The sequence below is a fragment of the Hafnia psychrotolerans genome (assembly GCF_014639435.1).
Lineage (GTDB): Bacteria > Pseudomonadota > Gammaproteobacteria > Enterobacterales > Enterobacteriaceae > Ewingella > Ewingella psychrotolerans.
Window position 1 is genome coordinate 365,688 of sequence record NZ_BMFZ01000001.1, and the last position, 26,549, is coordinate 392,236.

At 51.6% G+C, this 26,549-nt stretch carries 25 protein-coding genes and 1 pseudogene; 17 read left to right on the forward strand and 9 right to left on the reverse strand.

Annotation, left to right across the window (positions count from 1 at the left end):
* The first annotated feature begins 215 nt into the window (after nt 1-215).
* From pqqU to IEV89_RS01720, 3 genes are all read left to right on the forward strand, one after another.
* Nucleotides 216-2,369 (forward strand): TonB-dependent receptor PqqU, encoded by a 2,154-nt coding sequence (gene pqqU, locus IEV89_RS01710; protein WP_188469778.1) that lies wholly within the window; start codon nt 216-218, stop codon nt 2,367-2,369.
* Between the two features lie 164 nt (nt 2,370-2,533).
* Entirely contained in the window at nt 2,534-4,930 is a 2,397-nt protein-coding gene (locus tag IEV89_RS01715; RefSeq protein ID WP_188469780.1) for a glucose/quinate/shikimate family membrane-bound PQQ-dependent dehydrogenase, read from the forward strand.
* 153 nt (nt 4,931-5,083) lie between these two features.
* Nucleotides 5,084-5,614 (forward strand): GNAT family N-acetyltransferase, encoded by a 531-nt coding sequence (locus IEV89_RS01720; RefSeq protein ID WP_188469782.1) that lies wholly within the window; start codon nt 5,084-5,086, stop codon nt 5,612-5,614.
* On the opposite strand, the gene IEV89_RS01725 is transcribed toward IEV89_RS01720, so the two are convergent.
* Nucleotides 5,615-5,959, reverse strand: coding sequence for an SH3 domain-containing protein (locus IEV89_RS01725; RefSeq protein WP_188469784.1), 345 nt, complete (start codon nt 5,957-5,959; stop codon nt 5,615-5,617).
* Between the two features lie 64 nt (nt 5,960-6,023).
* Between IEV89_RS01725 and IEV89_RS01730 the strand changes: the two genes are divergently transcribed.
* Nucleotides 6,024-6,407: a nuclear transport factor 2 family protein gene (locus IEV89_RS01730; protein ID WP_188469786.1), complete on the forward strand. Its 384-nt coding sequence runs from the start codon at nt 6,024-6,026 to the stop codon at nt 6,405-6,407.
* 57 nt (nt 6,408-6,464) lie between these two features.
* On the opposite strand, the gene dld is transcribed toward IEV89_RS01730, so the two are convergent.
* On the reverse strand, nt 6,465-8,168 hold the full coding sequence (dld, locus tag IEV89_RS01735) for a D-lactate dehydrogenase (RefSeq protein WP_188469788.1): 1,704 nt from the start codon (nt 8,166-8,168) through the stop codon (nt 6,465-6,467).
* A gap of 173 nt (nt 8,169-8,341) precedes the next feature.
* Here dld and phnC point away from each other — a divergent pair, with 173 nt between their 5' ends.
* From phnC to phnE (IEV89_RS01755), 4 genes are all read left to right on the forward strand, one after another.
* Nucleotides 8,342-9,172 (forward strand): phosphonate ABC transporter ATP-binding protein, encoded by an 831-nt coding sequence (gene phnC, locus IEV89_RS01740; RefSeq protein WP_188469790.1) that lies wholly within the window; start codon nt 8,342-8,344, stop codon nt 9,170-9,172.
* 77 nt (nt 9,173-9,249) lie between these two features.
* On the forward strand, nt 9,250-10,182 hold the full coding sequence (phnD, locus tag IEV89_RS01745; protein ID WP_188469792.1) for a phosphonate ABC transporter substrate-binding protein: 933 nt from the start codon (nt 9,250-9,252) through the stop codon (nt 10,180-10,182).
* Between the two features lie 158 nt (nt 10,183-10,340).
* Complete coding sequence (phnE, locus tag IEV89_RS01750; protein ID WP_188469794.1) at nt 10,341-11,204, forward strand: phosphonate ABC transporter, permease protein PhnE; 864 nt, start codon at nt 10,341-10,343, stop codon at nt 11,202-11,204.
* Nucleotides 11,204-12,124, forward strand: coding sequence for a phosphonate ABC transporter, permease protein PhnE (gene phnE / locus IEV89_RS01755; RefSeq protein WP_188469796.1), 921 nt, complete (start codon nt 11,204-11,206; stop codon nt 12,122-12,124). The genes phnE (IEV89_RS01750) and phnE (IEV89_RS01755) overlap by 1 nt, the downstream gene beginning before the upstream one ends.
* 87 nt (nt 12,125-12,211) lie before the next feature.
* Here the strand turns inward: phnE (IEV89_RS01755) and IEV89_RS01760 are convergent, their stop codons facing one another.
* Complete coding sequence (locus IEV89_RS01760) at nt 12,212-13,333, reverse strand: ribosomal protein uL16 3-hydroxylase (RefSeq protein ID WP_188469798.1); 1,122 nt, start codon at nt 13,331-13,333, stop codon at nt 12,212-12,214.
* 162 nt (nt 13,334-13,495) lie between these two features.
* On the reverse strand, nt 13,496-14,875 hold the full coding sequence (locus IEV89_RS01765; protein ID WP_188469801.1) for an NAD-dependent succinate-semialdehyde dehydrogenase: 1,380 nt from the start codon (nt 14,873-14,875) through the stop codon (nt 13,496-13,498).
* A 310-nt stretch (nt 14,876-15,185) separates the two neighbouring features.
* Between IEV89_RS01765 and IEV89_RS01770 the strand changes: the two genes are divergently transcribed.
* Nucleotides 15,186-15,515, forward strand: a complete 330-nt coding sequence (locus IEV89_RS01770) for a DHCW motif cupin fold protein (RefSeq protein WP_188470333.1) — start codon at nt 15,186-15,188, stop codon at nt 15,513-15,515.
* A 60-nt stretch (nt 15,516-15,575) separates the two neighbouring features.
* Nucleotides 15,576-16,673, forward strand: a complete 1,098-nt coding sequence (gene ddlA, locus IEV89_RS01775; protein ID WP_188469803.1) for a D-alanine--D-alanine ligase — start codon at nt 15,576-15,578, stop codon at nt 16,671-16,673.
* Nucleotides 16,674-16,812: 139 nt separating this feature from the next.
* On the opposite strand, the gene bhsA (IEV89_RS01780) is transcribed toward ddlA, so the two are convergent.
* The 3 genes from bhsA (IEV89_RS01780) to IEV89_RS01790 form a co-directional block, all read right to left on the reverse strand.
* Entirely contained in the window at nt 16,813-17,070 is a 258-nt protein-coding gene (gene bhsA / locus IEV89_RS01780; RefSeq protein WP_188469805.1) for a multiple stress resistance protein BhsA, read from the reverse strand.
* 174 nt (nt 17,071-17,244) lie between these two features.
* Nucleotides 17,245-17,502, reverse strand: a complete 258-nt coding sequence (gene bhsA, locus IEV89_RS01785; protein ID WP_188469807.1) for a multiple stress resistance protein BhsA — start codon at nt 17,500-17,502, stop codon at nt 17,245-17,247.
* 411 nt (nt 17,503-17,913) lie between these two features.
* Complete coding sequence (locus IEV89_RS01790) at nt 17,914-18,168, reverse strand: hypothetical protein (RefSeq protein WP_188469809.1); 255 nt, start codon at nt 18,166-18,168, stop codon at nt 17,914-17,916.
* Between the two features lie 175 nt (nt 18,169-18,343).
* Between IEV89_RS01790 and IEV89_RS01795 the strand changes: the two genes are divergently transcribed.
* The 6 genes from IEV89_RS01795 (at nt 18,344) to IEV89_RS01820 (ending at nt 24,487) form a co-directional block, all read left to right on the forward strand.
* The gene (locus IEV89_RS01795; protein ID WP_188469811.1) at nt 18,344-19,003 is read left to right on the forward strand and encodes a TetR/AcrR family transcriptional regulator; all 660 of its coding nucleotides are present in this window, start codon (nt 18,344-18,346) and stop codon (nt 19,001-19,003) included.
* A 324-nt stretch (nt 19,004-19,327) separates the two neighbouring features.
* The gene (locus IEV89_RS01800; RefSeq protein WP_188469813.1) at nt 19,328-20,434 is read left to right on the forward strand and encodes a suppressor of fused domain protein; all 1,107 of its coding nucleotides are present in this window, start codon (nt 19,328-19,330) and stop codon (nt 20,432-20,434) included.
* A gap of 193 nt (nt 20,435-20,627) precedes the next feature.
* Complete coding sequence (gene osmF, locus IEV89_RS01805; protein ID WP_373283341.1) at nt 20,628-21,545, forward strand: glycine betaine ABC transporter substrate-binding protein OsmF; 918 nt, start codon at nt 20,628-20,630, stop codon at nt 21,543-21,545.
* A gap of 91 nt (nt 21,546-21,636) precedes the next feature.
* Nucleotides 21,637-22,803 carry an ABC transporter permease gene (locus IEV89_RS01810; RefSeq protein WP_229746334.1) on the forward strand — a complete coding sequence of 389 codons (1,167 nt, stop codon included), beginning with the start codon at nt 21,637-21,639 and terminating at the stop codon, nt 22,801-22,803.
* Nucleotides 22,800-23,744, forward strand: a complete 945-nt coding sequence (locus IEV89_RS01815) for an ABC transporter ATP-binding protein (protein ID WP_188469817.1) — start codon at nt 22,800-22,802, stop codon at nt 23,742-23,744. Before IEV89_RS01810 ends, IEV89_RS01815 begins: the two co-directional genes overlap by 4 nt.
* Nucleotides 23,741-24,487 carry an ABC transporter permease gene (locus tag IEV89_RS01820; RefSeq protein WP_308420845.1) on the forward strand — a complete coding sequence of 249 codons (747 nt, stop codon included), beginning with the start codon at nt 23,741-23,743 and terminating at the stop codon, nt 24,485-24,487. The genes IEV89_RS01815 and IEV89_RS01820 overlap by 4 nt, the downstream gene beginning before the upstream one ends.
* Nucleotides 24,488-24,606: 119 nt before the next feature.
* Here IEV89_RS01820 and IEV89_RS21930 read toward each other — a convergent pair.
* Nucleotides 24,607-24,708: pseudogene (locus tag IEV89_RS21930) on the reverse strand (YohO family small membrane protein); the annotation flags it as partial.
* Between the two features lie 225 nt (nt 24,709-24,933).
* Here IEV89_RS21930 and yedA point away from each other — a divergent pair.
* Complete coding sequence (gene yedA, locus IEV89_RS01830; protein ID WP_188469819.1) at nt 24,934-25,857, forward strand: drug/metabolite exporter YedA; 924 nt, start codon at nt 24,934-24,936, stop codon at nt 25,855-25,857.
* 126 nt (nt 25,858-25,983) lie between these two features.
* On the opposite strand, the gene IEV89_RS01835 is transcribed toward yedA, so the two are convergent.
* The gene (locus IEV89_RS01835) at nt 25,984-26,532 is read right to left on the reverse strand and encodes a DUF3833 domain-containing protein (RefSeq protein WP_188469821.1); all 549 of its coding nucleotides are present in this window, start codon (nt 26,530-26,532) and stop codon (nt 25,984-25,986) included.
* Nucleotides 26,533-26,549 lie beyond the last annotated feature (17 nt).

A 26,549-nucleotide genomic window follows, 5' to 3' on the forward strand; every position in this document is an offset into this window, starting at 1 on the left:
AGTGCACTCTGTGTGCGCTATTTTGTTAAAAAGTTATATTTGTAAAGTTGCGTATATACTAACAGGAAGAAAAAAACTATAGTGAACACCTTCCTGACTCTCAATCAGATTGATGGTTTTTTGTCTACTCCAAACGTCTAAAAATGGGATGTGTGTCGTAATTTAAATCGGCCCGTCAACTCGCGTTTTTAGCTAAAAACAAAAGAACGCCTAAAGTGAATGCCAAAACCTCTGTTTTTATCATCACCTTCCTGTCATTTTTAAGCCCTATCTCAGTGAGTTATGCGGTGTCAGCAACCGATACGCCGAAAGGTGACTCAGAGAACACCTCCGATTCATCGTCATTGATGATCATTAAAAAACAAGATGCCAGCGACCTGTCCGAACTGGATACCCCAGCGGCGGTCAGCGTGATCGACGGTGAGGATTTCCGTAACAGCAAAGCGCAGGTCAATCTGTCAGAAAGTCTGGGCAGCGTTCCTGGCTTGCAGGTGCAGAACCGACAAAACTATGCGCAGGATTTACAGCTCTCGGTACGCGGATTCGGCAGCCGTTCAATGTATGGTGTGCGTGGTGTGCGTATTTATGTCGATGGTATTCCCGCCACCATGCCCGATGGGCAAGGACAGACGTCGAATATCGATCTGAATTCTGTTGATCGGGTTGAAGTGCTGCGTGGGCCTTTCTCGGCGCTGTATGGCAATGCTTCCGGCGGCGTGGTTAATGTTGATACGCAAACCGGTTCGCAACCGACGACCCTCGAAGCCGGAACCTATTTCGGCAGTTACGGTTCTTTCCGAAACAGCATAAAAGCCAGCGGAGCGACCGGCGACGGCACTCATGCGGGTGACGTGAACTACCTCATTTCCGGTTCCCGTTTCACCACTAACGGTTACCGCGATCACAGCGGCACGCAGAAAAATCTTGGCAACGGAAAACTGGGCGTGCGTATTGATGACGCCAGCACCCTGACGCTGATGTTCAACAGCGTTTCCATCGATGCCAACGATCCGGGCGGCCTGACAGAGTCTGAATGGCACGATAATCCGAAACAGGCGACGCGCGCCGATCAGTACAACGCCCGCAAGAGCCTCGACCAGACGCAGGTCGGCCTGCGCTATCAGCGTCAGATGACAGAGCATGACGAATTCAGCCTAATGACCTACCACGGCGAGCGTCACACCACGCAATACCAGACCATTCCGGCCACGGCGCAGAAAAATCCCCTTAACGCGGGCGGCGTGATCGTGCTTGAACGTAAATACTCCGGTGTGGATACCCGCTGGAAACATGATGACCAGATCGGCTCCGTGCCGTTCTCGGTTACCGGCGGTGTGGATTATGAAACCATGACCGAGCGCCGTTTCGGTTATGAGAACTTCAACGACCAGGGCGATTTGGGCGTGAAGGGCAATGAGCGCCGCAACGAAAAGAACGTCATGTGGAACCTCGACCCGTATCTGCAAACCACGTGGAACCTGACGCCACGCTGGACGTTGGACGTCGGCGCGCGCTACAGCACGGTGAACTTCGATTCCACCGATTACTACATTACTGGCACCAACCCGGATGACAGCGGTTCGCGTCGTTATCACAAACTGCTGCCGATGGCGTCTTTGAACTACGCGGTGACGCCGGCGCTGAATACCTATATCTCCGCAGGTAAAGGGTTTGAAACACCGACCATCAATGAACTTTCATACCGCACCGACGGCAACGCCGGCCTGAACCTCGGCCTGCAACCCTCGACCAGCAATACCGTCGAACTCGGCAGCAAATGGCGCGTCGGCAATGGTCTGGTGACCGCCGCCGTCTTCCAGACAGATACCGATGATGAGCTGATTGTCGCCCAAAGCGTCGGTGGCCGTTCGAGCTATACCAATGCCGGGAAAACCCGCCGTCGCGGTCTGGAACTCTCTTTGGATCAACAGATTGAAGAGAACTGGCGCGTGAAGATGACCTGGACCTTACTCGATGCGACCTTCCGCAACGAGACCTGTGGATCCGGCGACTGCACGCCAGCGGGCAACCGTCTGCCGGGGATTGCCCGCAACATGGGCTACGCTTCATTAGAGTGGGCACCGGTCGATGGCTGGCACGCCGGTGCGGATGTCCGTTACATGAGTGATATTGAAGTCAATGACGAGAACAGCGAGCAGGCACCGGCGTACACCGTCGCCAGCGTAAATGCGGGTTACCGCTTTAACTGGGACAAAGTGGCGCTCGACCTGTTCACCCGCGTCGACAACCTGTTTGACAGAAGTTATGTCGGTTCAGTGATCGTCAACGAAGGTAATGGTCGCTATTTTGAACCTGCAGCTGGCAGGAACTACGGCGGTGGAGCTACGCTTTCTTATAGCTTCCAGTAATGTCTTATTTCTATGAACCACGCAGCGCTGCCAAAACATCTGCACTTGCACCTGTTAAAGCCCGGCAGCATTCGCAAGGAATGACACCCGGTGAGAGCCGGATGTTCTTGAAGGTTTAGCTCATTCTAAATCGACAATTATAAAAATCAGTAAGGTCATCAACTATGGAAACGAAAGCCTCGTTATCACGCATCGTCGTTATAATTACCGCTTTGTTCGCCGCGTTAAGCGGGATTTATCTTCTTGTCGGCGGTATCTGGCTGGCAAAATTAGGTGGTTCTCTTTATTACATTATTGCCGGTGTAGTTTCGCTGGTAACCGCGTGGCTGCTGTATCGCCGTCAGGCTTCTGCATTATTGCTGTATGCCGTGTTCCTGTTATGCACCACGGTGTGGGCAGTCTGGGAAGTGGGCACGGATTTTTGGGCGCTGACGCCGCGTCTGGACGTGACCTTCTTCCTCGGTCTGTGGATCATATTGCCGTTCGTTTACCGCCAGATGGCGGCTAAAAACGCTTTCGCGCGCGGTGCACTGGCGCTGTCACTGGTCTTCACCGTGGCGGTGCTCGGTTACGCCATCTTCAATGACCCGCAGGTGATCAACGGCACGATTAAAGCCGCAGACTCCGCACCGGCGAAATCAGATTCCGGCATTCCTGACGGTGACTGGCCAGCCTATGGCCGTACTCAGGGCGGTACCCGTTACTCGCCGCTGAGCCAGATCAACGATCAGAATGTCAGCAAACTCGACGTTGCGTGGACCTTCCGTACCGGTGACCTGAAAACGGCCAACGATCCGGGCGAAATCACCGACGAAGTGACGCCAATCAAGATCGGCGACATGCTGTACTTGTGTACGCCGCACCAGAAGCTGTTTGCGCTGGATGCCGCAACCGGTAAAGAGAAGTGGAAATTTGATCCGCAGCTCAAGCCGAACCCGACCTTCCAGCACGTGACCTGCCGTGGTGTGTCTTATCATGAGACCACGCCTGCCGCCGAAGGCAATGCAGCGAACGGCGCGGCACCTGCTGTGTGCGCACGCCGCATCATTTTGCCTGTCAACGATGGCCGTCTGTTCGCGCTGGACGCTGAAACCGGCGCACGCTGCCCGGCATTCGGTAACAACGGTGAGCTGAACCTGCAAAACAATATGCCTAACGCAGTGCCAGGTCACTACGAGCCAACGTCACCACCCATCATCACCAAATCTGTGATTATTGTGGCCGGTGCGGTGACCGATAACTTCTCAACTCGCGAGCCTTCCGGTGTGATCCGTGGTTTCGACGTAGAGACCGGTAAACTGCTGTGGGCGTTTGATCCGGGTGCTTCTGATCCGAACAAACTGCCAACGGATGGTGAACACTTCACGGCCAACTCGCCGAACTCATGGGCACCTGCGTCTTATGATGACAAACTGGATCTGGTGTACCTGCCCATTGGCGTCGCAACGCCGGACATCTGGGGCGGCAACCGTACGCCGGATATGGAACGTTATGCGAGCGGTCTGCTGGCGCTGAATGCGACCACCGGCAAACTGGCATGGTTCTACCAGACCGTCCACCACGACCTTTGGGATATGGACGTTCCGGCGCAGCCAACGCTGGCGGATATCACTGACAAATCCGGCAACAAAGTCCCTGCGATTTATGTACCGACCAAAACCGGTAACATCTTCGTGCTGGACCGTCGTGACGGTAAGCTGATCGTCGATGCACCAGAGAAGCCGGTTCCGCAAGGCGCGGCGAAGGGCGACCATGTGTCCCCGACTCAGCCATTCTCCAAATTGACCTTCCGTCCGGAAGCCAAGCTGACTGGCAAAGACATGTGGGGCGCGACGATTTACGACCAGCTGATGTGTCGTGTGATGTTCCATAAACTGCGTTATGAAGGCACCTTCACGCCGCCATCTGAGCAGGGTACTTTGGTCTTCCCTGGTAATCTCGGGATGTTCGAGTGGGGCGGTATCTCTGTTGATACTGATCGTCAGCTGGCTATTGCTAACCCCATTGCGCTGCCGTTTGTGTCTAAACTGATCCCGCGTGGTCCAGGCAACCCGATCGAACCTGAACCTAACGAGAAGGGCGGTTCGGGCTCTGAATCAGGTATTCAGCATCAGTACGGTGTGCCTTATGCGGTGACCCTAAACGCGTTTCTGTCTCCGCTGGGCTTGCCGTGTAAACAGCCTTCATGGGGTTACATCTCGGCGGTTGACCTGAAAACCAACGACATCGTATGGAAACAACGTATCGGCACCGTGCGCGACAGCTCACCGCTTCCGCTTCCGTTCAAAATGGGCATGCCAATGCTGGGTGCGCCGATCTCCACCGCCGGTAACGTGTTCTTCATCGCGGCAACCGCAGACAACTACCTGCGCGCGTTCAACATGAGCAACGGCGACAAGCTGTGGGAAGCTCGTCTGCCAGCAGGTGGTCAGGCGACGCCAATGACTTACTCGGTGAATGGCAAACAGTATGTTGTCATCGCGGCCGGTGGCCATGGTTCGTTCGGCACCAAGCTGGGAGATTACATCATCGCTTACGCACTGCCAGACGCGAAGTCATAGCGCTAAAAGTGTTTTGATATAACGAAGGCCGCGAAAGCGGCCTTTTTTGTCGGTGCAAGCAGGGAGAGGTGCAAATTGCGTTGGGCCGCTATAGTGTGGTTGCACTTGAATATAAAAACCGTAGAACAATCTCGCGAATGTAATGGAATAACCATGGGAACCGTTCAACTCATACCAGCAAAAGAATATCGCCATATCGTCGAGAACTTATTTACCTATTATGTTTACGATTTGTCCGAATCGGGGCAGTGGCCTTGTGGCCTCGATGGTCGCTATGAATACAGCCCGGCTTTATTGGAACCTTATTGGTCAGATGAACATCACTGGCCTTGGCTCATTTATCACGACAAAGAATTAGCCGGTTTCTGCTTGTTACGCCGTTATCCTGATAATGTCGACCGTTTCGATATTGATCAATTTTTTGTATTACGCAAATTCAAAGGACAAGGCGTCGGGAAGGAAGCCTTTCGCCTGGCGGTGACCGGGCAACCAGGACTCTGGCAGACGCGCGTCTTGCTTGAGAATATCCCTGCGCTGAACTTTTGGCGTTCGGCTATTGGCTCACTGACCCAGGGCCAATACGAAGAGAAAGTGATGCAAGACAGAGACTTGCCGATGCACTTTATTTTTTATCAGGTGTCTGAGCGTGATCACTACGATGAGCAACATCACCCGTTGCAGTGATTAGATCAGCTCGACATATTCTTGTGGTACCCAACCTGCTTCTCCACAGCCCTTGATCGCCCAGAACCATCCATTAAGTGATCTTTCCACCATGAGGATTTCGTTGGTAATAACAGATAGCTCATGTGCCGTATAATTTTCCATACAGATGACGTGGTTCGAAGATACCGGCGAGAATATTTGTTGCGGTGCCCAGCCCGCATTTCCTGAAGCGAGCTGGATCCATACCCAGCCACGCCATTCAAGATCGCAATGGCTGATAACCACGATGTCATCTTTTGTTAATGAAATAGGGTTTGGGTAGGAAGAACGATACTCCTTGATCACAATAGCTCGTCTGTTCAAGAACGACCTCCACGGGTTTAGGCTATCTCTGTGACATGGGCAAATTGAATCGGGAGAAATACCTATGCATTTAAATGAAATCAAAGACCTTGAATGCAGTCTTCATGATGCTAAACGCGCCAACCGCCTGTGGCTGGAAAAGATACTGCACCCGGATTTTATGGAGATCACCCGTTCAGGTATTCTCACTAATCGGCAGGAAACGATTGCCGCGTTGACCGCTGAAGCCGCGGCACCGCAAATTGTCGCTTCCGATTTTAACCTGCAACCGGTCAATGCAGGATGTGTGATCCTGACATACAAAACCGTGGTGCGCAGTGGCGCAGGAAATGTGTGTGCTGCGTTGCGTTCATCATGCTGGACACTGACCGAAGGTACTGGCTGGCAATTGCTGTTTCATCAGGGAACGCCGGACACTACCGGGAACAGAAACCGCCTCGGTTTATAAACGCGCCTGAGCTGTTTCTGCTTCTCTATTGTTGAACTGCCGGTATAAAAATCTGTACTAACCTCGCCAATTTTTTAATTTACTCGTCTTCCCAATCCCAGGGTTAAAACTGTTGGTCGGGTCGGCATGTTGATAAAAAGCTTTCAGATGGGGTTTTGCCAAATATAGATGCCCGACGTTATGTTCGGCAGGGTATTCCGCGCCTTTGGCGTCGAGGATTTCCAGCATTTTATGTTTGAGTTTTTGACTGTCGGCCCCTTTTTTGACGATGTAATCCTGGTGGAAAACGTGGCACATGAAATGGCCGTAATAGAGTTTCGCCACCAACTGATTATCGATTTCCGGCGGTAGGGTTTCGAACCAATCCGGGTCATTGCGACGCAACGCAATATCCAGTGCCAGAATGTCTTCCACGTCTTTCTCATGCACAGCGTGATAGCGCACTGCGGCACCGGCGGCAGCGAAGCGATGCAGGAAGGCTTTTTTCCCTTCATCGTCGGTGCATACGAAGAAGTCGCCCTCATTCTCACTGAAGAATTGGGTAAGGAAGGCCTGCGCCTCTTCAATTCCTGCACCGGACATTTTCAACAACAGATGATGTTCGTAGCGGTCGCGGTATTGCTTCATCCGGGGTGGCAGGTGGTTGGGTAGGGCCTTGCTGATGCACTGCATTACCCGGTCGCTAATGTTCTTCGGCAGGAACGGCACTTTGCTGATGTGGGCGTCAAATTTGCCTTTGGCACTGAACATGTCCGGCATTTTGTCGGTGCCGAGTTTATCAATCATCATGAAAGTGTCTTTGCCATAGACTTCGGCGATGTCGAAAATGTCGCGGTGCATGTATTCACCGGCGACGGGCAGGTTTTTGAAATCACGCAGAATCTGTCGGCGCAATTCGGTCAACACAGCGGTGCTGTTGGTGCCGATATAAAAGACCTGCTGTTGGCTCTCGGCTGGGAAGGTATCGAGGCGCACGGCGAATACGGCCAGTTTGCCAGCACAACCGGAGGCTTCAAACAAACGGCGCTGGTCAGCATTAAAACGCGACGGTGTATCCGCTTCGACATCACGTACCCGCGCTGCATAGTCATGATCAGAGGCCTGACGCTGGTCGTGGCTGATCTCTTCGTCTTTGAAATTGCCTTTTTCCAGCCGCGTCAGCATCTGTTCCGGCGTATCACCCAGAGCGATCCCCAGATGGTTAATCAGCTGTAATTCACCCTGAGCGTCGATTTGTGCATACAGCGCCATCTCGGTGTAAGCCGGGCCACGTTTTACCAGTGAACCGCCGGAGTTATTACAAATTCCACCCACAACCGATGCGCCGATACACGAAGAACCAATCACTGAATGGGGTTCGCGCTCATAAGGTTTGAGGATTTTTTCCAGCTTGTACAATGTGCTGCCGGGAAAGCCAATCACCTGATTGCCGCCGTCAAGCAGTTCAATATGGTCGAGTTTTAGGGTGCTGAAAATCACAATATCACGGTCGTAATCGTCACCGCTGGGCGTTGAACCTTCGGTCAGCCCGGTGTTAGCGGCTTGCATGATGACAATTTTGTCGGCGTTGACGCAGGCTTTCAGCAGTTGCCACTGTTGCAGCAAGGTCTGCGGGAACACGACAGCCAGTGCTTTACCGCCGCCTGAACGAAATCCTTTGCGGTAGCGTTCCGTATTACTGTCGCCCGTTAATACGTGACGGCTACCAGCAATCTCTTTCAGACGCAAAATCAGCCCCTGATTGTCCTGATAAATGCTCATTTCTTCTCCTTCAGTTTGTCGCTTGAGCGCAATTGGCATCAGAAATAATCATAGACTTAAATGCTACCGGGGGAAGGTTAACGTCACCAGAAAACCATTAAAACATCATCAATGTGTCATAAAACTCACGCTTAATGACTAGCATAATCTTTAAGCAACCGAGAGACAGCATCATGGCGCAAGCTCAACTTAAGCTGGCACAGGCTGAATATCCTCAGGCCAGGCCACAGCAGCAGAACAAAGTCCTGGATGTAAAAGGGTTGGTGAAGTCCTATAAATCCGGTCAGCGTGTACTTAACGACATCAATTTTGACCTGCATGCCGGCGAGTTTGTCGCCGTGATTGGCCGTTCTGGCGCGGGGAAATCGACGTTGCTGCATGTGCTTAACGGTACGATCCCGTTGTCAGAGGGCAGTGTGGTTTGCCACTATGAAAATGGCGAGCAACAACAACTGGCGGGCCTGACCGGCAAAGCGCTGCGCCGCTGGCGTGCGGGTTGTGGCATGATCTTCCAGGACTTTTGCCTGGTCCCGCGTCTTGATGTGCTGACCAATGTGTTGCTTGGTCGCCTGAGCCAAACCTCGACGTTAAAATCTTTCTTTAACCAGTTTGACGACGAAGACCGCGCTCGCGCGATATCGTTGCTCGAATGGTTACATATGTTGCCGCATGCGCTTCAGCGTGCTGAGAATCTCTCAGGCGGCCAGATGCAGCGTGTGGCGATCTGCCGTGCACTGATGCAGAATCCGAAAATCCTGCTGGCCGATGAACCGGTGGCCTCGCTGGACCCGAAAAATACCCTACGGATCATGAATGCGCTGAAAAAAGTCAGTGATGAGAATATTGCCGTCATGGTGAATTTGCATTCCGTTGAACTGGTTAAAGACTTCTGCACGCGGGTTATTGGTATTGCCAAAGGGCAGATAATATTTGATGGTCATCCTGATCAATTAAATGATGACATTCTCCAGCAGTTATATGGGGAGGATGGTGAAGCACAGTAATTAAATATAACGGTATATCATTTTTTTGTTTTTATTTATCTCAACTTTATCTCCTTCTACACAAGGCCATATATTACATGAAGAAATTATTACGTCTGGCAGTCCTGGTAGCTGGGTCATTGACCGCGATGCACACAATGGCAGAAGATGCACCAAAGGAACTGAATTTAGGTATTTTGGGTGGGCAAAATGCGACTCAACAAATCGGCGATAATCAGTGTGTAAAAGATTTCTTCGATAAAGAGTTACATGTCGACACTAAATTGCGTAATTCTTCTGATTACTCCGGTGTTATTCAGGGGTTATTAGGTGGGAAAGTGGATATGGTATTAAGTATGTCACCTTCCGCCTTCGCCTCGGTTTATATTAATAACCCTAAAGCTGTAGATATTATCGGCATCACGGTTGATGACACTGACCAGTCCCGTGGTTACCATTCTGTGGTGGTCGTGAAAGCGGACAGCCCGTACAAAAAATTGTCTGACCTGAAAGGCAAAGCCTTTGGTTTTGCTGATCCTGATTCTACATCAGGCTATTTGATCCCGAACTACGCCTTCAAGAAAGAGTTTGGCGGCAATACTGACAATAAATATAACAATTTCTTCTCCAGCGTGACCTTCTCCGGCGGTCATGAACAAGATATTCTCGGTGTGCTGAATGGCCAGTTTGACGGCGCAGTGACCTGGACTTCAATGATTGGCGATCGCGCAACAGGCTATACCTCCGGTGCTTTCAACCGCATGATCCGTATGGATCAACCTGATCTGATGAACAAAATCCGTATTATCTGGGAATCGCCGTTAATTCCCAATGGCCCGATTTTAGTTCGCAGTGATTTACCACCAAAATTCAAAACTAAGCTGGTTGCCGCTATTAAGAAACTGGATAAAGACGACCACGCCTGCTGGATTAAAGCCTCTGGCGGTAAAATGCATATTGGTGACACTACGCTGGCCGAATATCAACAGATTATCGATATGAAACGAGAGCTCACCAAGGGCAGCCGTTAATAGACTATTTTACTTGCCACTTTGAATGCGGCAGTGCCCGGACTCCTCACGTACTTTATGTACGCTCTGGATCCTGTGCGCTGCCCGCATCCAAATTGCCTGCGACAATAACCCCTATCGTATAGATGAACATTTCCAGATAAAACCGGAATTCTATTTTGAATAAAGATTTCAATCGTTATTATCAGCAAATACGCGGTAAGCAAAAGCGTGAGGCCTTGGTCTGGTCAGGGCTGATGCTGGTGCTTTATTTGTGGTCAGGCAATGTTTCTGAACTCAATCTGAAAACGGTATTTCTTTCTGCACCGCATTTCTTTGATTACATTGGTGAAACGGTGCCGGTATTACATTGGTCCTTGCTGTTTGCCGATGCTCATACTCAAGGTTCGCTGGCCTATTGGGGTTACCGCCTAAATATACAGTTGCCGCTGATTTGGGAAACCATTCAACTGGCGCTCTCTTCCACTATCTTATCGACCGCGCTGGCGATCATACTGGCTTTTATGGCCGCCAGTAACACTGACTCGCCCAAATGGCTGAAATTCAGCATCCGTACCTTTGTGGCTTTTCTGCGCACCATGCCTGAACTGGCGTGGGCGGTAATGTGCGTCATGGCGTTTGGGATCGGTGCGATACCGGGTTTTATTGCCCTGACGTTACATACCGTCGGTAGCCTGACAAAGTTGTTTTACGAATCTATTGAAACCGCATCGGACAAACCGGTGCGTGGCCTGAAATCCTGTGGCGCAGGGCGTCTGCAACGTATGCGCTTCGCCATATGGCCGCAGGTCAAACCCATCTTCCTTTCGTACAGTTTTATGCGTCTTGAAATCAACTTCCGGCAGTCCACGATTCTCGGTCTGGTGGGCGCGGGTGGCATCGGCCAGGAGCTGATGACCTCCATCAAGCTTGACCGTTACGACCAGGTTAGCATGACGTTGCTGCTGATCATTCTGGTGGTTTCCGTCATGGACTTCTTATCTGGAAAATTGCGTAAACGCGCAGTAGAGGGCACCTTCTGATGCTGACTAAAGCACTGACACCGTCGGCAATGGCTGACATCAGGCGCGATCATCCCCACCTGTTTGCCGCTCAGCGCCGCTATCTGCGCTATCTCAGTATTTTTGCTGTGCTTATCGTTCTGTATTATCTCTATTTTTTTACCTTTTACGGCATTCCATGGGAGGCCGTTGTACGTGGAACCAGTCAGATTGGCCGCTATTTTATGCGCATGTTTGTTTGGCATAACTTCTCTGAGTGGCCGCTGATGTACTACTTTGGGCAGATCGCCATGACGCTGGCGATCGTATTTGCCGGAACGATCACCGCCACATTGCTTGCGTTGCCGCTCTCATTTCTGGCGGCGCGTAATGTGATGTCTACCCCGGTGCTGCGTCCGATATCGCTGGTGGTTCGCCGCCTGCTGGACGTGCTGCGCGGGTTGGATATGGCGATCTGGGGGCTGATTTTCGTGCGCGCCGTTGGCATGGGGCCGCTGGCCGGTGTCCTGGCGATTATCATGCAGGATATGGGGTTGCTGGGTAAACTTTACGCCGAGGGTCACGAAGCCGTAGAACGTTCGCCAAGCCGTGGGCTGCGGGCGTTGGGCGCTTCGCCGTTACAAACTCACCGCTTCGGCATCTTCACACAATCCTTCCCGACCTTCCTTGCACTGTCGCTATACCAGATTGAGTCCAATACCCGTTCCGCTGCGGTGCTGGGTTTTGTCGGTGCCGGCGGGATTGGTCTGGTGTATGCCGAGAATATGCGATTATGGAATTGGGACGTGGTGATGTTCATCACCCTGATTTTAGTGGTGATCGTGATGGCGATGGATAAGATTTCATCTATTCTGCGGGCTAAATATATTCATGGTGAAGACATCGAGCTCTTCGATAAACCGCGTAAGCCGAAAGTCCCCGTGCAGCTTTATCGTCCGTAATAACCCTGTCCTTCCATGAATGCCAAAGGCAGCCCATGGTTAATGGATGCTGCCTTTGGTTGTTATTTTCGTCGTTAAACAGGGGGGTTATTGGTCAAAATACCAGTAACCCTGATTAACCAGATTGGTGAGTACAGCAAGGAAAGCGGGGTCTTGCAGTGCATCTCCCAGCTCTTTACGGCCTATCAGAGTGAAACGGCACAATGCATCAGCGGCGTCATGGTTGGATGTTTCCAGCGGTTCACTGTTAACAAAAAAACGTTCGCCAACGTTCAGCACGCGCAGGCCACTTAGGCGGTTCAGATTGTCACCTTGCATCAGCGCATCGGCGATTTCTTGTGCTTCATAAGGCGGCTCGGCAGGCGCGATATCCAACTCGTGTCGCGGCGTGGTCGCAAAACGGCCAAACCACTGCTTAAAATCTTCTGGCTGGTCAATAAGCTCATGCATCATGCGACGCACGCGTTCCAATTCATACTCTTCAACGTTGCCTACATGGTCGCGCAGCGTTAAGTCAGGATCGCTGTAGTGCTCGCCGCCAAGATCGTTTTCCAGCGCATAGTCAGCAAAGCTACTGATTAAGTCCCGGCTGTTAGGCCCGCGGAAACCCACTGAATAATTCAACGCTTCGGTATGGGTAAATCCATCGTGTGGGAAACCCGGTGGGATGTATAAAATATCGCCTGGCTCGAGGTCTTCGTCGATGATCGGTGTAAAAGGCTCGACGTGTAACAAAGCCGGATGCGGGCAGAACTGTTTGAGTGGTAATTTATCGCCGACACGCCAGCGACGGCTGCCCATGCCTTGAATGATAAACACGTCATATTGATCGATATGAGGCCCAACGCCGCCGCCAGGGACGGAATAGGAGATCATCAGATCGTCTAAACGCCAATCGGGCAGCACGCGGAAAGGGCGGACCAGTTCCGCAGAGGGCGCATGCCAGTGGTTTACCGCCTGCGCCAGCAGTGACCAACCTGTATCACCCAGACCATCAAAATGCTCAAACGGACCGTTGCTGGCCTGCCATTCACCCTTGGCATGACTGACAAGACGGCTGTCCACTTCAGGTTCCATCGCCAACCCGGCCAGTTCGTCAGGGGTAATAGGGTCGATAAAATCAATGAACGCCTTTCTTAAGATCACCGGTCGTTTTTGCCAGTACTTTTCTAAAAATTCTTGCCAGTTCAGATTGAGTTCATAAGCCATGTTGATATACCCGTGGAAGGACAAACGGCCACGATTATAGAGAGAATGAGGCAGGCCGTGCTTTGTCATGGGTCAAGGCTTCGGGAATGACGCGTTGGAAAGTCGGAGGGATTTGATTTCCCTCTCAGGTTACTGAGAGGGAAGCGGTCATGAGGGAGGAAATTAAGACTTAGCGGCCAGGACAACCAATTTCTGATTCACAAACTCTTTAATACCCAGATCGGACAGCTCACGGCCAAAACCGGAACGCTTCACGCCGCCAAATGGCAGCTCCGGCGCGGTATCGGTCGGAGAGTTGACATACAGCATGCCCGTTTCAATTTTCGTCGCCAGCTGACGTGCACGATTCATGTCTTGGGTAAACAGTGCGCCGCCCAGACCATAGTTTGAGTCATTGGCCAGTTTGACCAACTCTTCATCATTTTTGACCACATAAACCTGCGCGACCGGGCCGAAGAACTCTTCGAAATAGGCCGGATTGTCACGGGTAATGTGGGTCAGAATCGTCGCCTCAAAGAAGTTACCTGGGTTGTCCGCCACTTTTTTACCACCGACGTGCAGTTTGGCGCCGTTTTTAACCGCTTGCTCAACCTGCCTGGCGAGCGTTTTCAACGCCTCGGCGGAGGAGAGTGGGCCAAGCGTGGTGCTGGCCTCTAACGGATCACCGATTTTCAGTGCCTTAAAGTGTTCGGTGAATTTTTTCAGGAACTCATCGGCCACTTTCTCATGAATGATAAAGCGCTTGGCGGCGGTACAAACCTGACCGGCATTAGAAACACGGGCCTGCGCCCCGGCTTTGGCAGCATGCTCAATGTCTGCATCTTCCAGAACCGCAAAAATATCATTACCGCCCAGTTCCAGCGTTGATTTCTTCAGTTTACTGGCAGCCTTGGCAGCCACAACGGCACCTGCTTTTTCAGAACCTGTCAACGCGACACCCTGAACACGGTCATCTTCGATGATATTCGCGACCTGATCCTGGGAGATGAACAGGTTGGTGTAAGCCCCTTTTGGCGCACCCGCTTCGGTCACCAGTTTCTCAAAGGTTTCCGCACAATGTGGAACGATACTGGCGTGTTTGACGATAACGCTGTTACCGGCCGCGAGATTCGGTGCCAGCACGCGCATTAACTGATAGAACGGGAAGTTCCACGGTTCAACGGCCATGATCACACCAATCGGGCTATGTTCCACCCAAGCTTCGCCCAGGCTGGATTTGTAAGGCACGGGTTTGAGGAACGCTTCTGCGTTATCGGCGTAATATTTTGCGATCTCAGCACAAAGCTTCACTTCGGCGCGGCTTTGCTCAATCAGTTTGCCCATTTCGACACTGACGATTTCTGCGAGTTCTTCTACGCGGGATGACATCAGGTCTGACAGTTTATGCAGGACTTTCAAGCGCTGCTGCATGTCGCCCTGACCCCAGTCAGACTTATAAAGGGCATGTGCCGCACTCAGCGTCTGCTCAACTTGCTGGTCATTATGTGTTTGATATTCTTTGATGAGCTTATTGTTGAACGGATTGATTGTTTGGTAAGGCATGACGTGCTCCTTGTTTTGAACGTATAGACTAAGGATAGACGAAGAAATGAGAGCTTCGTCTCATAGTCATCTTTCGAAACACACCAGTTTGGGGGTTTTTAATCGTACTGGCTTAACCCGCGCCACGTCTGGCCTGGCGCGTGATCCTCAGATAAGTCGCCTTTACTCAACTTTTCAGCTTCAGGCTTGCAACGCTTTATTGACTCACTATTTCTACAAATCGTCAGGTGATCAGGGAACAGTGATTGATAAAAACCATGCTCACTTTTATGCTGGTTTTCCTTTCCCCTTTGCCGAAGCAGAGAAACGCATGCAACTTGTCGATATTCCTTTTTGTACCACAGACTGGAGCCAGATCGCGCCGACAGAACATGCCGGTGAAACGGGGCTGGCCTTGTGGCGTACTCAGCATTTTGGTGAGATCCGTGTGCGTATTGTTGAATATTCGGCGGGATATCTGGCTGACCATTGGTGCAGCAAAGGTCACGTGCTTTTCTGTCTGGAAGGCGAATTACAAACCCGGCTGGATGATGGGCGTACCTTCACCCTGACGCCGGGTATGAGTTATCAGGTGGCCGATGATGCTGAAGCGCATCAGTCTTCCACCGTTAAAGGTGCAAAACTTTTTGTTGTGGACTGAAAGCGCAACTGAGCTGTCAGTGTTGTAACCGTGCAGAATATTGATGTCAAGGAGTCGTGGATGAGTAAAGTACGCGTAGGTATCATTTTTGGCGGTAAGTCGGCTGAGCATGAAGTGTCATTGCAGTCGGCAAAAAATATCGTCGATGCCATTGATAAGAGTCGTTTTGATGTCACGCTGCTGGGGATCGATAAAAAGGGGGAATGGCACATTAACGATGCCAGTAACTATTTAATCAACGCTGAAAACCCGTCGCTGATTGCCCTAAATCGTTCGAATAATCAGGTTGCGCTGATCCCTGGCCAGACTGAAAACCAGCTGATTGAAACCAGCAGCGCCAGTGCACTTTCACAGCTGGACGTTATTTTCCCTATTGTGCACGGCACGTTGGGGGAAGATGGTTCATTACAGGGTTTATTGCGCATGGCAAACATGCCTTTTGTCGGGTCGGGCGTATTGGGTTCTGCGGTCAGTATGGATAAAGACGTGACCAAACGTCTGCTACGTGATGCAGGACTGAACGTTGCTCCTTTTGTCAGCCTGACGCGCAGTAACCGACACCTGCATACTTTTGAAGCTGTGTCCTTATCGCTTGGCCTGCCGTTGTTTATCAAACCGGCCAATCAGGGATCTTCAGTGGGGGTCAGTAAAGTCACTGATGAAGCCGAATATATCACCGCTGTGGCGCTGGCATTCGATTTCGACCACAAAGTGCTGGTGGAATCCGCCATTGTTGGCCGCGAGATTGAGTGCGCCGTGTTGGGCAATGCCCATGCGCAGGCCAGCCTCTGTGGGGAAGTGATCCTGCAAGATGAGTTCTACTCTTACGACACAAAATATATCAATGAGCAAGGTGCTTCAGTGGCCGTTCCGGCGGATTTACCGCAGGAAACCCATGATCGCATCCGTGCCATCGCTTTACAGGCCTTTGAAATCTTGGAGTGTCGTGGAATGGCGCGTGTAGACGTGTTTCTCACCGCGCAGGGCGATGTGGTTATTAATGAAATCAATACGTTGCCGGGATTCACCAACATCAGCATGTACCCTAAACTATGGGCTGCCAGCGGTCTGGGTTACAGCGAATTGATCACCAAACTTGTCGAACTGGCGCTGGAACAACATCAGCAAGACAGCCAGCTGAAAAGCTCAGCACACTGATATTAGAGCTAAAGTGAAAAAGAGGGGCAGGGCAGGGTGTCTTTGCGAGGTCGTGCTAAAAGAATGCGAGATATTAATGGCAGGCACGAAAAAGGCGGCAAGCGCCGCCTCTTCTGCATACTGTTGTGAAACTCAATACTTATTTATACAGCTCAGCAGTACCGTACAGACGGTTGTCACCGGAAGCGGAGATGATGCGGTATGAACTTGCACCATTGGCGTCAGCTTTAGCCGCCAGTTTGTTTTCCAGGCTGGACAGGTTAGAACCTGCCTGCGCGCTTATCACACCGATGGCTTGTGAATTAGCCGGTGTAGACTGAACCTGAGTGGCTGCCAGGGTAGTGAATGATGCGGTAGCCAGGGCGATTGCTGCAAATGTCATTGCGATGTTTTTCATGATAAAGACCTTCTCTGTTCTTTGATATTCTGCGCATCAGCAGGTGAAAAATGGGTCAGACGTTTTATTTAACGTTCGATAATTAAATCTTAGACCGGGATCACATTCTGTGCAATGTATTTATTTATTAATCGTTAACTAATTGTGCGGTGGTGGGTTTAAACCTGTCCGCTGTTATTTGTACAGTTCAGCAGTACCGTAAAGGTAGTTATCACCTGAGGCACCGATAATGCGGTATGAACTTGCACCCATTTCGGAAGCTTTAGCATTCAGTTCGTGTTGCAGGCTGGAAAGGTCACTGCCTGATGTCGCACTGATAACCCCAATTTTCTGTTGGTTCGCTGGTGCTGAATCAACCAGAGTTGCGGCCATTGAAGAGAAAGATACGGTAGCCAGTGCCAGTGCTGCGAGCGTCATTTTTACGTTTTTCATGATGTCAGTTCCTGTTCGTTAATCTGGATAAGTCTATTTTTGATTCGGTAAACGTTATTAGTTAACGTTCGATAAGTTAATGTTAGCGACTGACCGGTTCTTGCGCAAGATGTTTTTTTAATAATCGTTAACTAATCGTGCTGTGACTCAGGTCACGTTAATGAGGCTTGTTGTTGCGAGGTTGTAAAGTAAAATGCGCGAAAAAGTTGACTGTTATCTGATGAAAAAGACGATGCACGTTTTGTCGCCATGAGTGCGTATGATTATTTAATGCGTATTAATGTAATGGTTGGTTTGGGCGGCTGAGGATGTTAAAACCGAGAAGGTGCTTAACGGTTGAGATAAGCAGACAAAGATAAGGCGACATCATGTCGCCTCGTTCTTCACTCTGCTGGGTTCAGATCACACGCCTTAGTAGTAAACAGGCGGATGATTGACTGAACCCGCTGGAGTGGGTGGCATTGTCGGCGAAGTCGGGATAGGTTGTTGTGAGGACTTGCCGTTAGCAAAACGGCCAGGATGACAAAAATTACTGTCTCCAGTCACATTGACCATGGCGACTTCCTGACTCTGGGTTGGCATCATGATAACCTGCTGTGCGGCGACATGGGCAACCGGGACAGCGGTTAACGCCAATACTGCAAGAAGGATCTTAAGATTGTGCATGATGTGTTGTCCTGGGATTATTCGCTGATGACAGCGTATGACTTGCTGGTGTGAGCTATTTATTTATCGCTCGATAATTAAATAATAATCTCTGCTGGACTTGTGTGCAACTATTTTTAATAATGATCGTTATATTAATAACAACCAGAACCACTGGGTGATGGAGGGAGGGTGTATGAGCACTGAACAGACGGCTTTGGTCCGGAAATGTCGCGGTCGCCCAAAACAGTTCGATCGCGGAACTGCTCTGAGCAAGGCCCTGAATTTATTCTGGCGTCATGGCTACGAGGCCACCTCATTAGCGGATTTGGTCGAAGCCACCGGTGCGAAAGCGCCTACCCTGTATGCGGAATTTGGCAATAAAGAAGGGTTATTCCGCGCTGCCGTTGAACACTATCTGGCAACCTTTTACGAAAAGAGTTTCTGTCTGCTAAGCAGAACAGATTTGTCCGTCGAGCAAGCTATAGAACAGTATCTGCGTACTACGGCGGAGTTGTTTACCGACTGCGATACTCCAAGCGGTTGTTTCATGATCAGCGCGTCTTCAGGGATGTCCTCTTCATCTCAGGATATTGCCGAGATGCTGCGCGGACGGCATCTTTCTCAGGAACGTACTTTGTGCGAATATTTCGAGAAGAAGAAACTCACTGATGAAGTCCCGAAGACCACGGATAGTGCCTTATTGGCCAAATATATCGCCTGTACCATTCAGGGAATGTCCGTGCAAGCACGTGATGGTGCCAGCGCCGAACAGCTTCACCGGTTGATTGATCTGGTGTTAGTTCTGTGGCCTGAGTTGAATAAAGCCACTGCCGCACAACCGCTCGCGCATTGACGTTAGATCCCGTTCTATTACGTCGCCGAAGACGCAACGCCAGGTCTGGTTATTTTCAATAACCAGACCTGGCGTTTTACTTTCTATTTTTTGCTACAGCGCACGAGGTATGCGGATAACGCCTGGTCTGATCGGTAAGCAGAGCTTAGCGTCTTTATTCCTCTGTTGGAGGAATCATGCCATTAAAATCGCGGTGAAAAAACGCGTAGTGCAGTGACTTTTGGGACTTTTGCCCGTTATCCCCGGATGATAACCGTTCTACACTGACTGGAAAGCGACCCAGACGCTTCATATTCTCATTGAGGCCCAACCCGCAGAGGTTTTATGCGCCAGTCAGACATTCTCGTTGAAGTGAGTAATGATAAACAAACATTGACCGCGCTGGTCGAGCAGGACGAACGCGTGGCTTATTTCTATATTTACGCCTGCGAAGATTTACGTGACCGCTTCCCGCGGATGCGTGCCTGCTGGATCCGCAATCTTTCTCCTGCACCTTTGCAAGACGATCAGCACGCCATGGAGCATGGGCAGGCGCCGATGCTGGCCGCGCAATATTGCCGTAGCCTTGAAGCTGAAGCGCCGCTCGATCCTGCACATATTCAGATCCTGTGGAATGAAAGTGATGACGGTGCCGCGCTCTGGTATCAGGGGTTGTTGCTGGCCGTTATCCCTGGCTGGAGCCTGTATATTGATCACGCTGTGTGTTATTCCGCAGGTTGCATTAAACAGAACTTGCTGACGCTCCCGCTGGGCTCGGCATCCACGAATCCTCAATATGATCTGGCCGACAAAACCCGCCAATTTTGGCGCGACTGGCAGCAGGAAGAGCAAAATCCGTGGCTGAAAATTCAGCGTAAATTCCTCGGCAGCTATGAAAATCGTTTTGGGCCATCGGTGAAATATTACGGTATCGATCAGGGCAACTGGCCGCCAATGGCGATCTCCCAGCATGAAGATGATGAAAATTATTACTTTTTCACCCTCGGTATGAGCATCCGGCCGATGCCGCAAATCGACATTGTTTTCACCGATGAAGCTCGTGAACACCGGCGCATTGAACTCGCGTTCGCTGTCGGCAAACAGTATGTGAACGAAGAGAATGCGGTTCAGATGGCCAGTGCGCTGTCCGGTTATGCACAACTGCCATGGACCACGCTAAGCTGGCTCGGGGAAGGGCATACGCTGATTTCGCCGATGGCCCCATTGGGTTACGAAGGCCACGTCGTTTCCTCCGCACTCTGTTCGCCGTCGAGCAAAGTATCTCTGCCTGATAACTTTGGTGACCCGGTTAATCTGTTCTGGATTAGCCCAATTTTCACCGCCGAACGTGAGTTGGCACTCTCGCGCCCCAACGGAGGATTTGACCTGGTTGCCGCGATGATCGCACAGGGCGCAAGGCATGTGTTTGCGCCGAGGGAGCCGGTCATTTAGTTGCTCATATTCAAAACCCTGGGCTTGTCGCCCATACCTCTCTGACTTAAAAAGCCGCTGGGACCTTTTTGCCTCGCCGTTTTTTGCCCGTCGTAAAAATTGGTCTATCCTTGATTGCATATCGTTTTTAAAGCATTGCAGCATGACGGGTAATGCGTTGAGAGGAAAAAACATGGCTTTTATGACAGGGCGTATGCGTGGAACCCTCGTCGCGGCGACGCTGGCGATGGTCTCGGCGACGAGCATCTCTGCTCAGGCGGCAGACAATGTGCGTGTTGGGTCGAAAATTGATACCGAAGGATCACTGCTCGGTAACCTGATCATTCAGGTACTCGAAGCTAACGGCATCAAAACCACCAATAAACTGCAGTTGGGTAACACCAAGGTGCTGCGTGGAGCGATCACCGCCGGTGAGATTGATATCTATCCGGAATACACCGGTAACGGTGCTTTCTTCTTCTCAGATGAAAAAGATCCGGCATGGAAAAATGCCCAAGCCGGTTATGAAAAAGTGAAGAAGCTCGATCACGACCAGAACAAAATCGTCTGGTTGGATCCTTCGCCTGCCAATAACACCTGGACCATCGCAGTGCGTCAGGATGTGGCCAGTGCGCATAATTTGAAATCGCTCGGCGATCTTGGCAGCTACATCAGCAGTGGCGGTGACTTCAAGCTGGCGGCGTCGGCTGAATTTATCGAACGCCCGGATGCCTTACCGGCGTTTGAAAATGCCTACGGCTTCAAGCTCAAACAGAATCAGTTGCTGTCGCTGGCGGGAGGAGATACTGCGGTGACGATTAAAGCAGCGGCAGAGAATACCTCTGGCGTCAATGCAGCGATGGCCTACGGTACCGACGGCCCGGTAGCGGCGCTGGGCCTGCAAACGCTGAGCGATCCAAAAGGTGTTCAGCCGATTTACGCTCCGGCACCGATCATCCGTGAATCTGTGCTGAAAGCGCATCCGAACATCCCTGAACTGCTCAAGCCGGTATTTGATTCACTGGATGGCCCGACGCTGCAAAAACTCAATGCTAAAATTGCCGTGGGTGGCATGGATGCGAAGAAAGTGGCGGCAAAATATCTGCAGGAAAAAGGCTTCGTGAAAAAATAAGCCCCGTCATGACGGTAGAATAATGACTCCGGCCCGTAAGGCCAGCTCCGGCTGACTGCGCGGGCAGATCTTTTTAGCTTCAGGTGATTTTTTGACCCAGGACTTCGTTAAAAACCGCGTGTTATTGACGCTGGTGATCCTGCTGATTGCCTCCGGATCGGGTTTGGCATTTCTCAGCCTTGCGCCCAATCGGTTGGTGTCGGGGCAGGGGCTTTATCTCGCCAGCCAACTGAATGGGACCGGCGCACTATTACTGCTGCCGGTACTGTTTCTGCTGTTGTTTTCATTCTTCTCTTCTTCTCGTCGCAACATGTTCATCGTCATGCTGCTGGCGGAAGTGCTGCTGTTTGGCCTGACGGCGCTTGCCGGGCATACCGCCGTTACGCTGATGGGCGGTGATGAAGAGAGTCTGGCACGTACCTCGTTGGGTGGCGGATTCTGGGCCTGCGGGGCGCTGTCGCTATTGATTGCCTCTGATGCCATCTCTCGCTTCACGCCAAATCATACCTGGCGAATTTTGCTGAATTTACAGCTGTTTCTGCCGGTAGTTGTCTTGCTTGGCAGCGGCCAGCTTGATCAGTTGTCGCTGCTTAAAGAGTATGACAACCGGTCGGAGGTGTTTAATGCTGCACTGTGGCAGCATTTGGGCATTCTGTTCGGCACGTTGTTACCCGCCGTCCTGCTTGGTCTGCCGCTGGGAATAGTTTGTCACCGTTCGGTGCGTTGGCAGACGCCCATTATTTCAGTGCTAAACATTATTCAGACCGTGCCGTCGATTGCTCTGTTCGGTCTGCTGCTGGCTCCACTGGCCGGGTTGGCTAAAGCGATTCCCTGGCTGGCAGATCACGGTATTAGCGGTATTGGTCTGGCACCGGCCATCATCGCGCTGGTGCTCTATTCGCTGTTACCACTGGTGCGCAGTGTCATTGCGGGTCTGGATTCGGTTTCGTCAGGTGTCCTCGAATCTGCCCGTGGTATGGGCATGAACCGGATGCAGGTGTTTTATAAAATCCAGATGCCGATTGCCTTACCGGTGATCCTCACCGGTGTGCGTATTGTAGCCGTGCAAACTGTCGGCATGGCGGTGGTGGCGGCGCTGATCGGTGCCGGTGGCCTTGGTGCCATTATGTTCCAGGGGCTGCTTAGCAGCGCACTGGATTTGGTGCTACTGGGTGTTATCCCCGTGGTGCTGATGGCGGTGATTGTCGATGGGATCTTTAAATTTTTAGTCTCAATGTTGGAAACCTCACGCAGATGATTCATTTCAAGCAGGTAAGTAAGCTTTTTGCCGGAAAAGCGGTGGTCCGCGATCTGACGCTGGAAATGGCCCAGGGCGAGTTCACCGTGCTCATTGGCACTTCCGGTTCGGGGAAATCTACCACGCTGAAGATGATTAACCGGCTGGTGGAGCACGATCAGGGGGAAATCACCTTTGCCGGAGAGCCGATAGAAAAATTCCGCGTACAGGATCTGCGTCGGCGGATGGGGTATGCCATTCAGTCGATTGGGCTGTTTCCTCACTGGACAGTGGAAGAGAACATTGCCACGGTACCGCAGTTACTTAAATGGCCGAAAGCCAAAATCCGCGACCGCGTTACCGAGCTGATGGCGTTACTACATCTGGATCCGGCGCAGTTTCGTCAACGCTATCCCCATCAGTTGTCTGGCGGACAGCAGCAACGAGTGGGTGTCGCACGGGCGTTGGCCTCCGATCCTGAGGTGTTGCTAATGGACGAACCCTTTGGCGCGCTGGATCCTGTCACTCGCGGCACGCTGCAACAGGAAGTGGCGCGTATTCACCAACTGACTAACCGTACCATTGTGCTGGTCACTCATGATATTGACGAAGCGCTGAGTCTGGCAGACCGTATCGTCTTATTAAATGACGGGCAGGTTATTCAACATGGAACGCCACTGGAAATGCTGACCAAACCCGTGACGCCGTTCGTGCGTGACTTCTTTGGTCGCAGTGATATGGGCATTAAACTGTTGTCTCTCGGGCTGGTGGGAGAACGGACCCGACGCGGAGAGTTGCTGACTGGAAATCACGCGCCTGTAGCGGCATCAATGACGCTGCGTGAGGCGCTATCCGTGTTTGTGGCGCGTCATACCGAGCGGTTACCGGTCATCGATGAGGCTGGCCAGCCGCTTGGTGTGTTGCATTTCAGCGATTTAATTGCCGAAAGAGAGGATATATGACACTGCGTTGGCTGAAAGATCCGTTGCCGTGGGTCACGCTGCTGCTGATCGCGCTGGTGTGGGGTATGACCTCACTCAGTGGCCTCTTTCACTGGATGTTTCCGGCGCTGGACCGGCCGGTATACCAGCAAGAGAGCTTTGCATCATTGGTGCAGGCACACCTGATGTTAGTGGGAATTTCCAGCGTGATCGCCGTCATCATTGGCGTGGCGGCGGGAGTGGGCGTCACCCGACATGCGGGCAAAGTGTTCCGCTCGCTGGTGGAGACCATCGTCGCCATGGGACAGACTTTTCCGCCGGTCGCGGTATTAGCGGTGGCGGTTCCCGTGATGGGATTTAGCGAAAAACCCGCCATCATCGCGCTGGTACTTTACGGTTTACTCCCGATTTTACAGGGAACGATTGCGGGCATCGAATCGGTACCCGCTTCAGCACGGGAGATTGCGCAGGGTGTCGGCATGAGCAGTTGGCAAATCCTCACTAAAGTGGAGATGCCGTTGGCGGCACCGGTGATCGTCGCCGGGATCCGCACCTCGGTGATTATTAATATTGGCACGGCGGCTATCGCCTCGACAGTGGGCACGCAAAGTCTCGGTTCACCGATCATCATTGGTCTGAGTGGGTTTAATACGGCCTATGTATTGCAAGGTGCGATCATTGTGGCGCTGCTGGCGATTATCGTTGATATGACTTTTGAGCGCTGGAGCCGCTATTTGCAAGGCTGGCAGGTCACACCACCGTAGGAATAAGCGCGAGGTGCGAAAGGAGGATGGAGTGAAAAAACGCGCCGTCAGGACGCGTTATGAGTCACCGGCGCCGGAGTGACAGCAGGCTCTGCGCTCGTATCAGGTGCTTTATCATCCTGGATCACCACCGCATAGCCCGCCACCATCACACCGCCGATAGCGCCGATAGCCATTAGGCCGAACAGGGCGATAAGACATTTTTTGCCGAAACTCTTCATCATAGAACCTCTTCAATTATTGCCCGGAATTATAAGTTGTTTGCTGGTTCCTGCAACCGTCTATTTATATCAGGCCAGCAGCCTGTCCATATTTGCACTGCAAATCAACAGGTCGTGAAACTATTTAGCAACATTTTGATGCAATAGCACAGATTCCCTCGCTGTTTTGACCCGTAATAGCGTTAACTGTTTCCCTTCGAATGTCTGCTTAAAAGTGTCGTCATCATGACCCGTTCTGCCGCTCGCTCTTTCCTGCCGTTGATCGCTGCGCTGTTTGCACTCTATTTTATCTGGGGTTCGACGTATTTCGTCATCCGCATTGGTGTTGAAAGTTGGCCACCGTTGATGATGGCCGGACTGCGTTTCTTTGTGGCGGGTTGCGTGATGTTTGCTTTTTTGCTGCTGCGCGGACACAAATTACCGTCGCTCAAACAGTGGCTGGCCGCAGGTGCCATCGGCATTTTATTGCTGGCGGTAGGTAACGGACTGGTTACCGTGGCGGAGCATATGCAGGTACCCTCAGGTATTGCTGCGGTGATGGTTGCGACGGTGCCACTGTTTACCCTGTGCTTCAGCCGTTTATGGGGAATGCCGAATAGCCGGATAGAGTGGACCGGTGTAGGTATCGGCCTGTTTGGTATTGTGTTGCTCAATACCGGCAGCAATCTGGGTGGTAATCCCTGGGGCGCGTTGCTGATTCTGCTGGCTTCACTGAGTTGGGCGTTCGGCTCGGTATGGAGTTCTCGCCTTCCGCTGCCGGTTGGCCTGATGGCCGGTGCTGCCGAAATGATTGTGGCTGGCGGGGTTTTGCTGATCGCCAGCCGTATTACCCACGAACATCTGACGGCCATGCCCTCATTTAGCGGTTTTTTGGCGCTCGCTTACCTGATGGTGTTTGGTTCAATGATTGCTATCAGTGCTTATATGTACCTGCTGAAAACTGTCCGTCCGGCGATTGCCACCAGTTACGCCTACGTTAACCCGATCGTGGCAGTGCTACTGGGGATCAGTTTCGCCGGCGAATCGCTCTCGCCGGTCGAGTGGATGGCGTTAGGGGTTATCCTGTGTGCCGTACTGCTGGTGACCTTAGGGAAGTTTGTTTTTGGAAGAAAACCGGCTTCTTTACAGGAAGTTAATACCGACCGATAGGCTTGGGCGTCTGCCCAGACTTGCTTTTAAATCCAAATGCAAGATCGTGGGCTCGCTGCCCACACTGTCCCAAAGAAGGTGTAAACGAACCTCCTTTGGGATCTCGCGGTCTTGTTTTTAACGAGGTTATTTTTTCTCGAAAAAGAGGGTGACTCGCGCCACTTCTACGCCGAATTTCTTTAGCGATGTGGCGTTAAACAGGTGTTGCTCATCCTGCTGATAGATCCAGTCGTCGAAGGTCAGACGGTAGGTGCTGCCGCCTGATTTCACGTCCATCACGTAGTTCCAGTTAAAGGCATTGCCAGCGGATTTGCCGGTGGCGGTGCCTATAATGTCACCTGCTGTGCCGGTATAAGTCCCGTCCGCGAGCTTACGGATATGCCAGACACGGGTTTGTTTCTCGCCGTCGTTATAAACAAAATCTTCATGCAAGGTCAGCGTATCGCCCACCACGTCTCCGCGAATTTTCGCGGTAAAGCGTCGGGTCTGTTTGTTGGTATAATCTTGCACCATGCCATAGGCCACACTGTCACCGTTGAAATAACTGAAGATATCCAGCCTTGGCTGGGTTTGTGCATAATCTTTGATGTCGGCACTGCAACTGGTGAGTAACAACACACTGGCCGCCATCAGCCCGAGAAAACCTTTGCGCAGAAAAGAGTGTAAAACTGTCATAAAACCTCCGGTCGGAT

Bases quoted from the DNA above. Each gene is read 5' to 3' on its own strand.
- IEV89_RS01715 (WP_188469780.1), top strand. From the start codon at position 2,534: ATGGAAACGAAAGCCTCGTTATCACGCATCGTCGTTATAATTACCGCT.
- IEV89_RS01770 (WP_188470333.1), top strand. From the start codon at position 15,186: ATGCAACTTGTCGATATTCCTTTTTGTACCACAGACTGGAGCCAGATC.
- IEV89_RS01760 (WP_188469798.1), bottom strand. From the start codon at position 13,333: ATGGCTTATGAACTCAATCTGAACTGGCAAGAATTTTTAGAAAAGTAC.
- phnD (WP_188469792.1), top strand. From the start codon at position 9,250: ATGAAGAAATTATTACGTCTGGCAGTCCTGGTAGCTGGGTCATTGACC.
- IEV89_RS01835 (WP_188469821.1), bottom strand. From the start codon at position 26,532: ATGACAGTTTTACACTCTTTTCTGCGCAAAGGTTTTCTCGGGCTGATG.
- IEV89_RS01800 (WP_188469813.1), top strand. From the start codon at position 19,328: ATGCGCCAGTCAGACATTCTCGTTGAAGTGAGTAATGATAAACAAACA.
- phnE (WP_188469796.1), top strand. From the start codon at position 11,204: ATGCTGACTAAAGCACTGACACCGTCGGCAATGGCTGACATCAGGCGC.
- IEV89_RS01815 (WP_188469817.1), top strand. From the start codon at position 22,800: ATGATTCATTTCAAGCAGGTAAGTAAGCTTTTTGCCGGAAAAGCGGTG.
- dld (WP_188469788.1), bottom strand. From the start codon at position 8,168: ATGAGCATTTATCAGGACAATCAGGGGCTGATTTTGCGTCTGAAAGAG.
- IEV89_RS01795 (WP_188469811.1), top strand. From the start codon at position 18,344: ATGAGCACTGAACAGACGGCTTTGGTCCGGAAATGTCGCGGTCGCCCA.
- IEV89_RS01730 (WP_188469786.1), top strand. From the start codon at position 6,024: ATGCATTTAAATGAAATCAAAGACCTTGAATGCAGTCTTCATGATGCT.
- IEV89_RS01820 (WP_308420845.1), top strand. From the start codon at position 23,741: ATGACACTGCGTTGGCTGAAAGATCCGTTGCCGTGGGTCACGCTGCTG.
- IEV89_RS01790 (WP_188469809.1), bottom strand. From the start codon at position 18,168: ATGCACAATCTTAAGATCCTTCTTGCAGTATTGGCGTTAACCGCTGTC.
- bhsA (WP_188469805.1), bottom strand. From the start codon at position 17,070: ATGAAAAACATCGCAATGACATTTGCAGCAATCGCCCTGGCTACCGCA.
- yedA (WP_188469819.1), top strand. From the start codon at position 24,934: ATGACCCGTTCTGCCGCTCGCTCTTTCCTGCCGTTGATCGCTGCGCTG.
- ddlA (WP_188469803.1), top strand. From the start codon at position 15,576: ATGAGTAAAGTACGCGTAGGTATCATTTTTGGCGGTAAGTCGGCTGAG.
- IEV89_RS01765 (WP_188469801.1), bottom strand. From the start codon at position 14,875: ATGCCTTACCAAACAATCAATCCGTTCAACAATAAGCTCATCAAAGAA.
- phnC (WP_188469790.1), top strand. From the start codon at position 8,342: ATGGCGCAAGCTCAACTTAAGCTGGCACAGGCTGAATATCCTCAGGCC.
- bhsA (WP_188469807.1), bottom strand. From the start codon at position 17,502: ATGAAAAACGTAAAAATGACGCTCGCAGCACTGGCACTGGCTACCGTA.
- IEV89_RS01720 (WP_188469782.1), top strand. From the start codon at position 5,084: ATGGGAACCGTTCAACTCATACCAGCAAAAGAATATCGCCATATCGTC.
- osmF (WP_373283341.1), top strand. From the start codon at position 20,628: ATGCGTGGAACCCTCGTCGCGGCGACGCTGGCGATGGTCTCGGCGACG.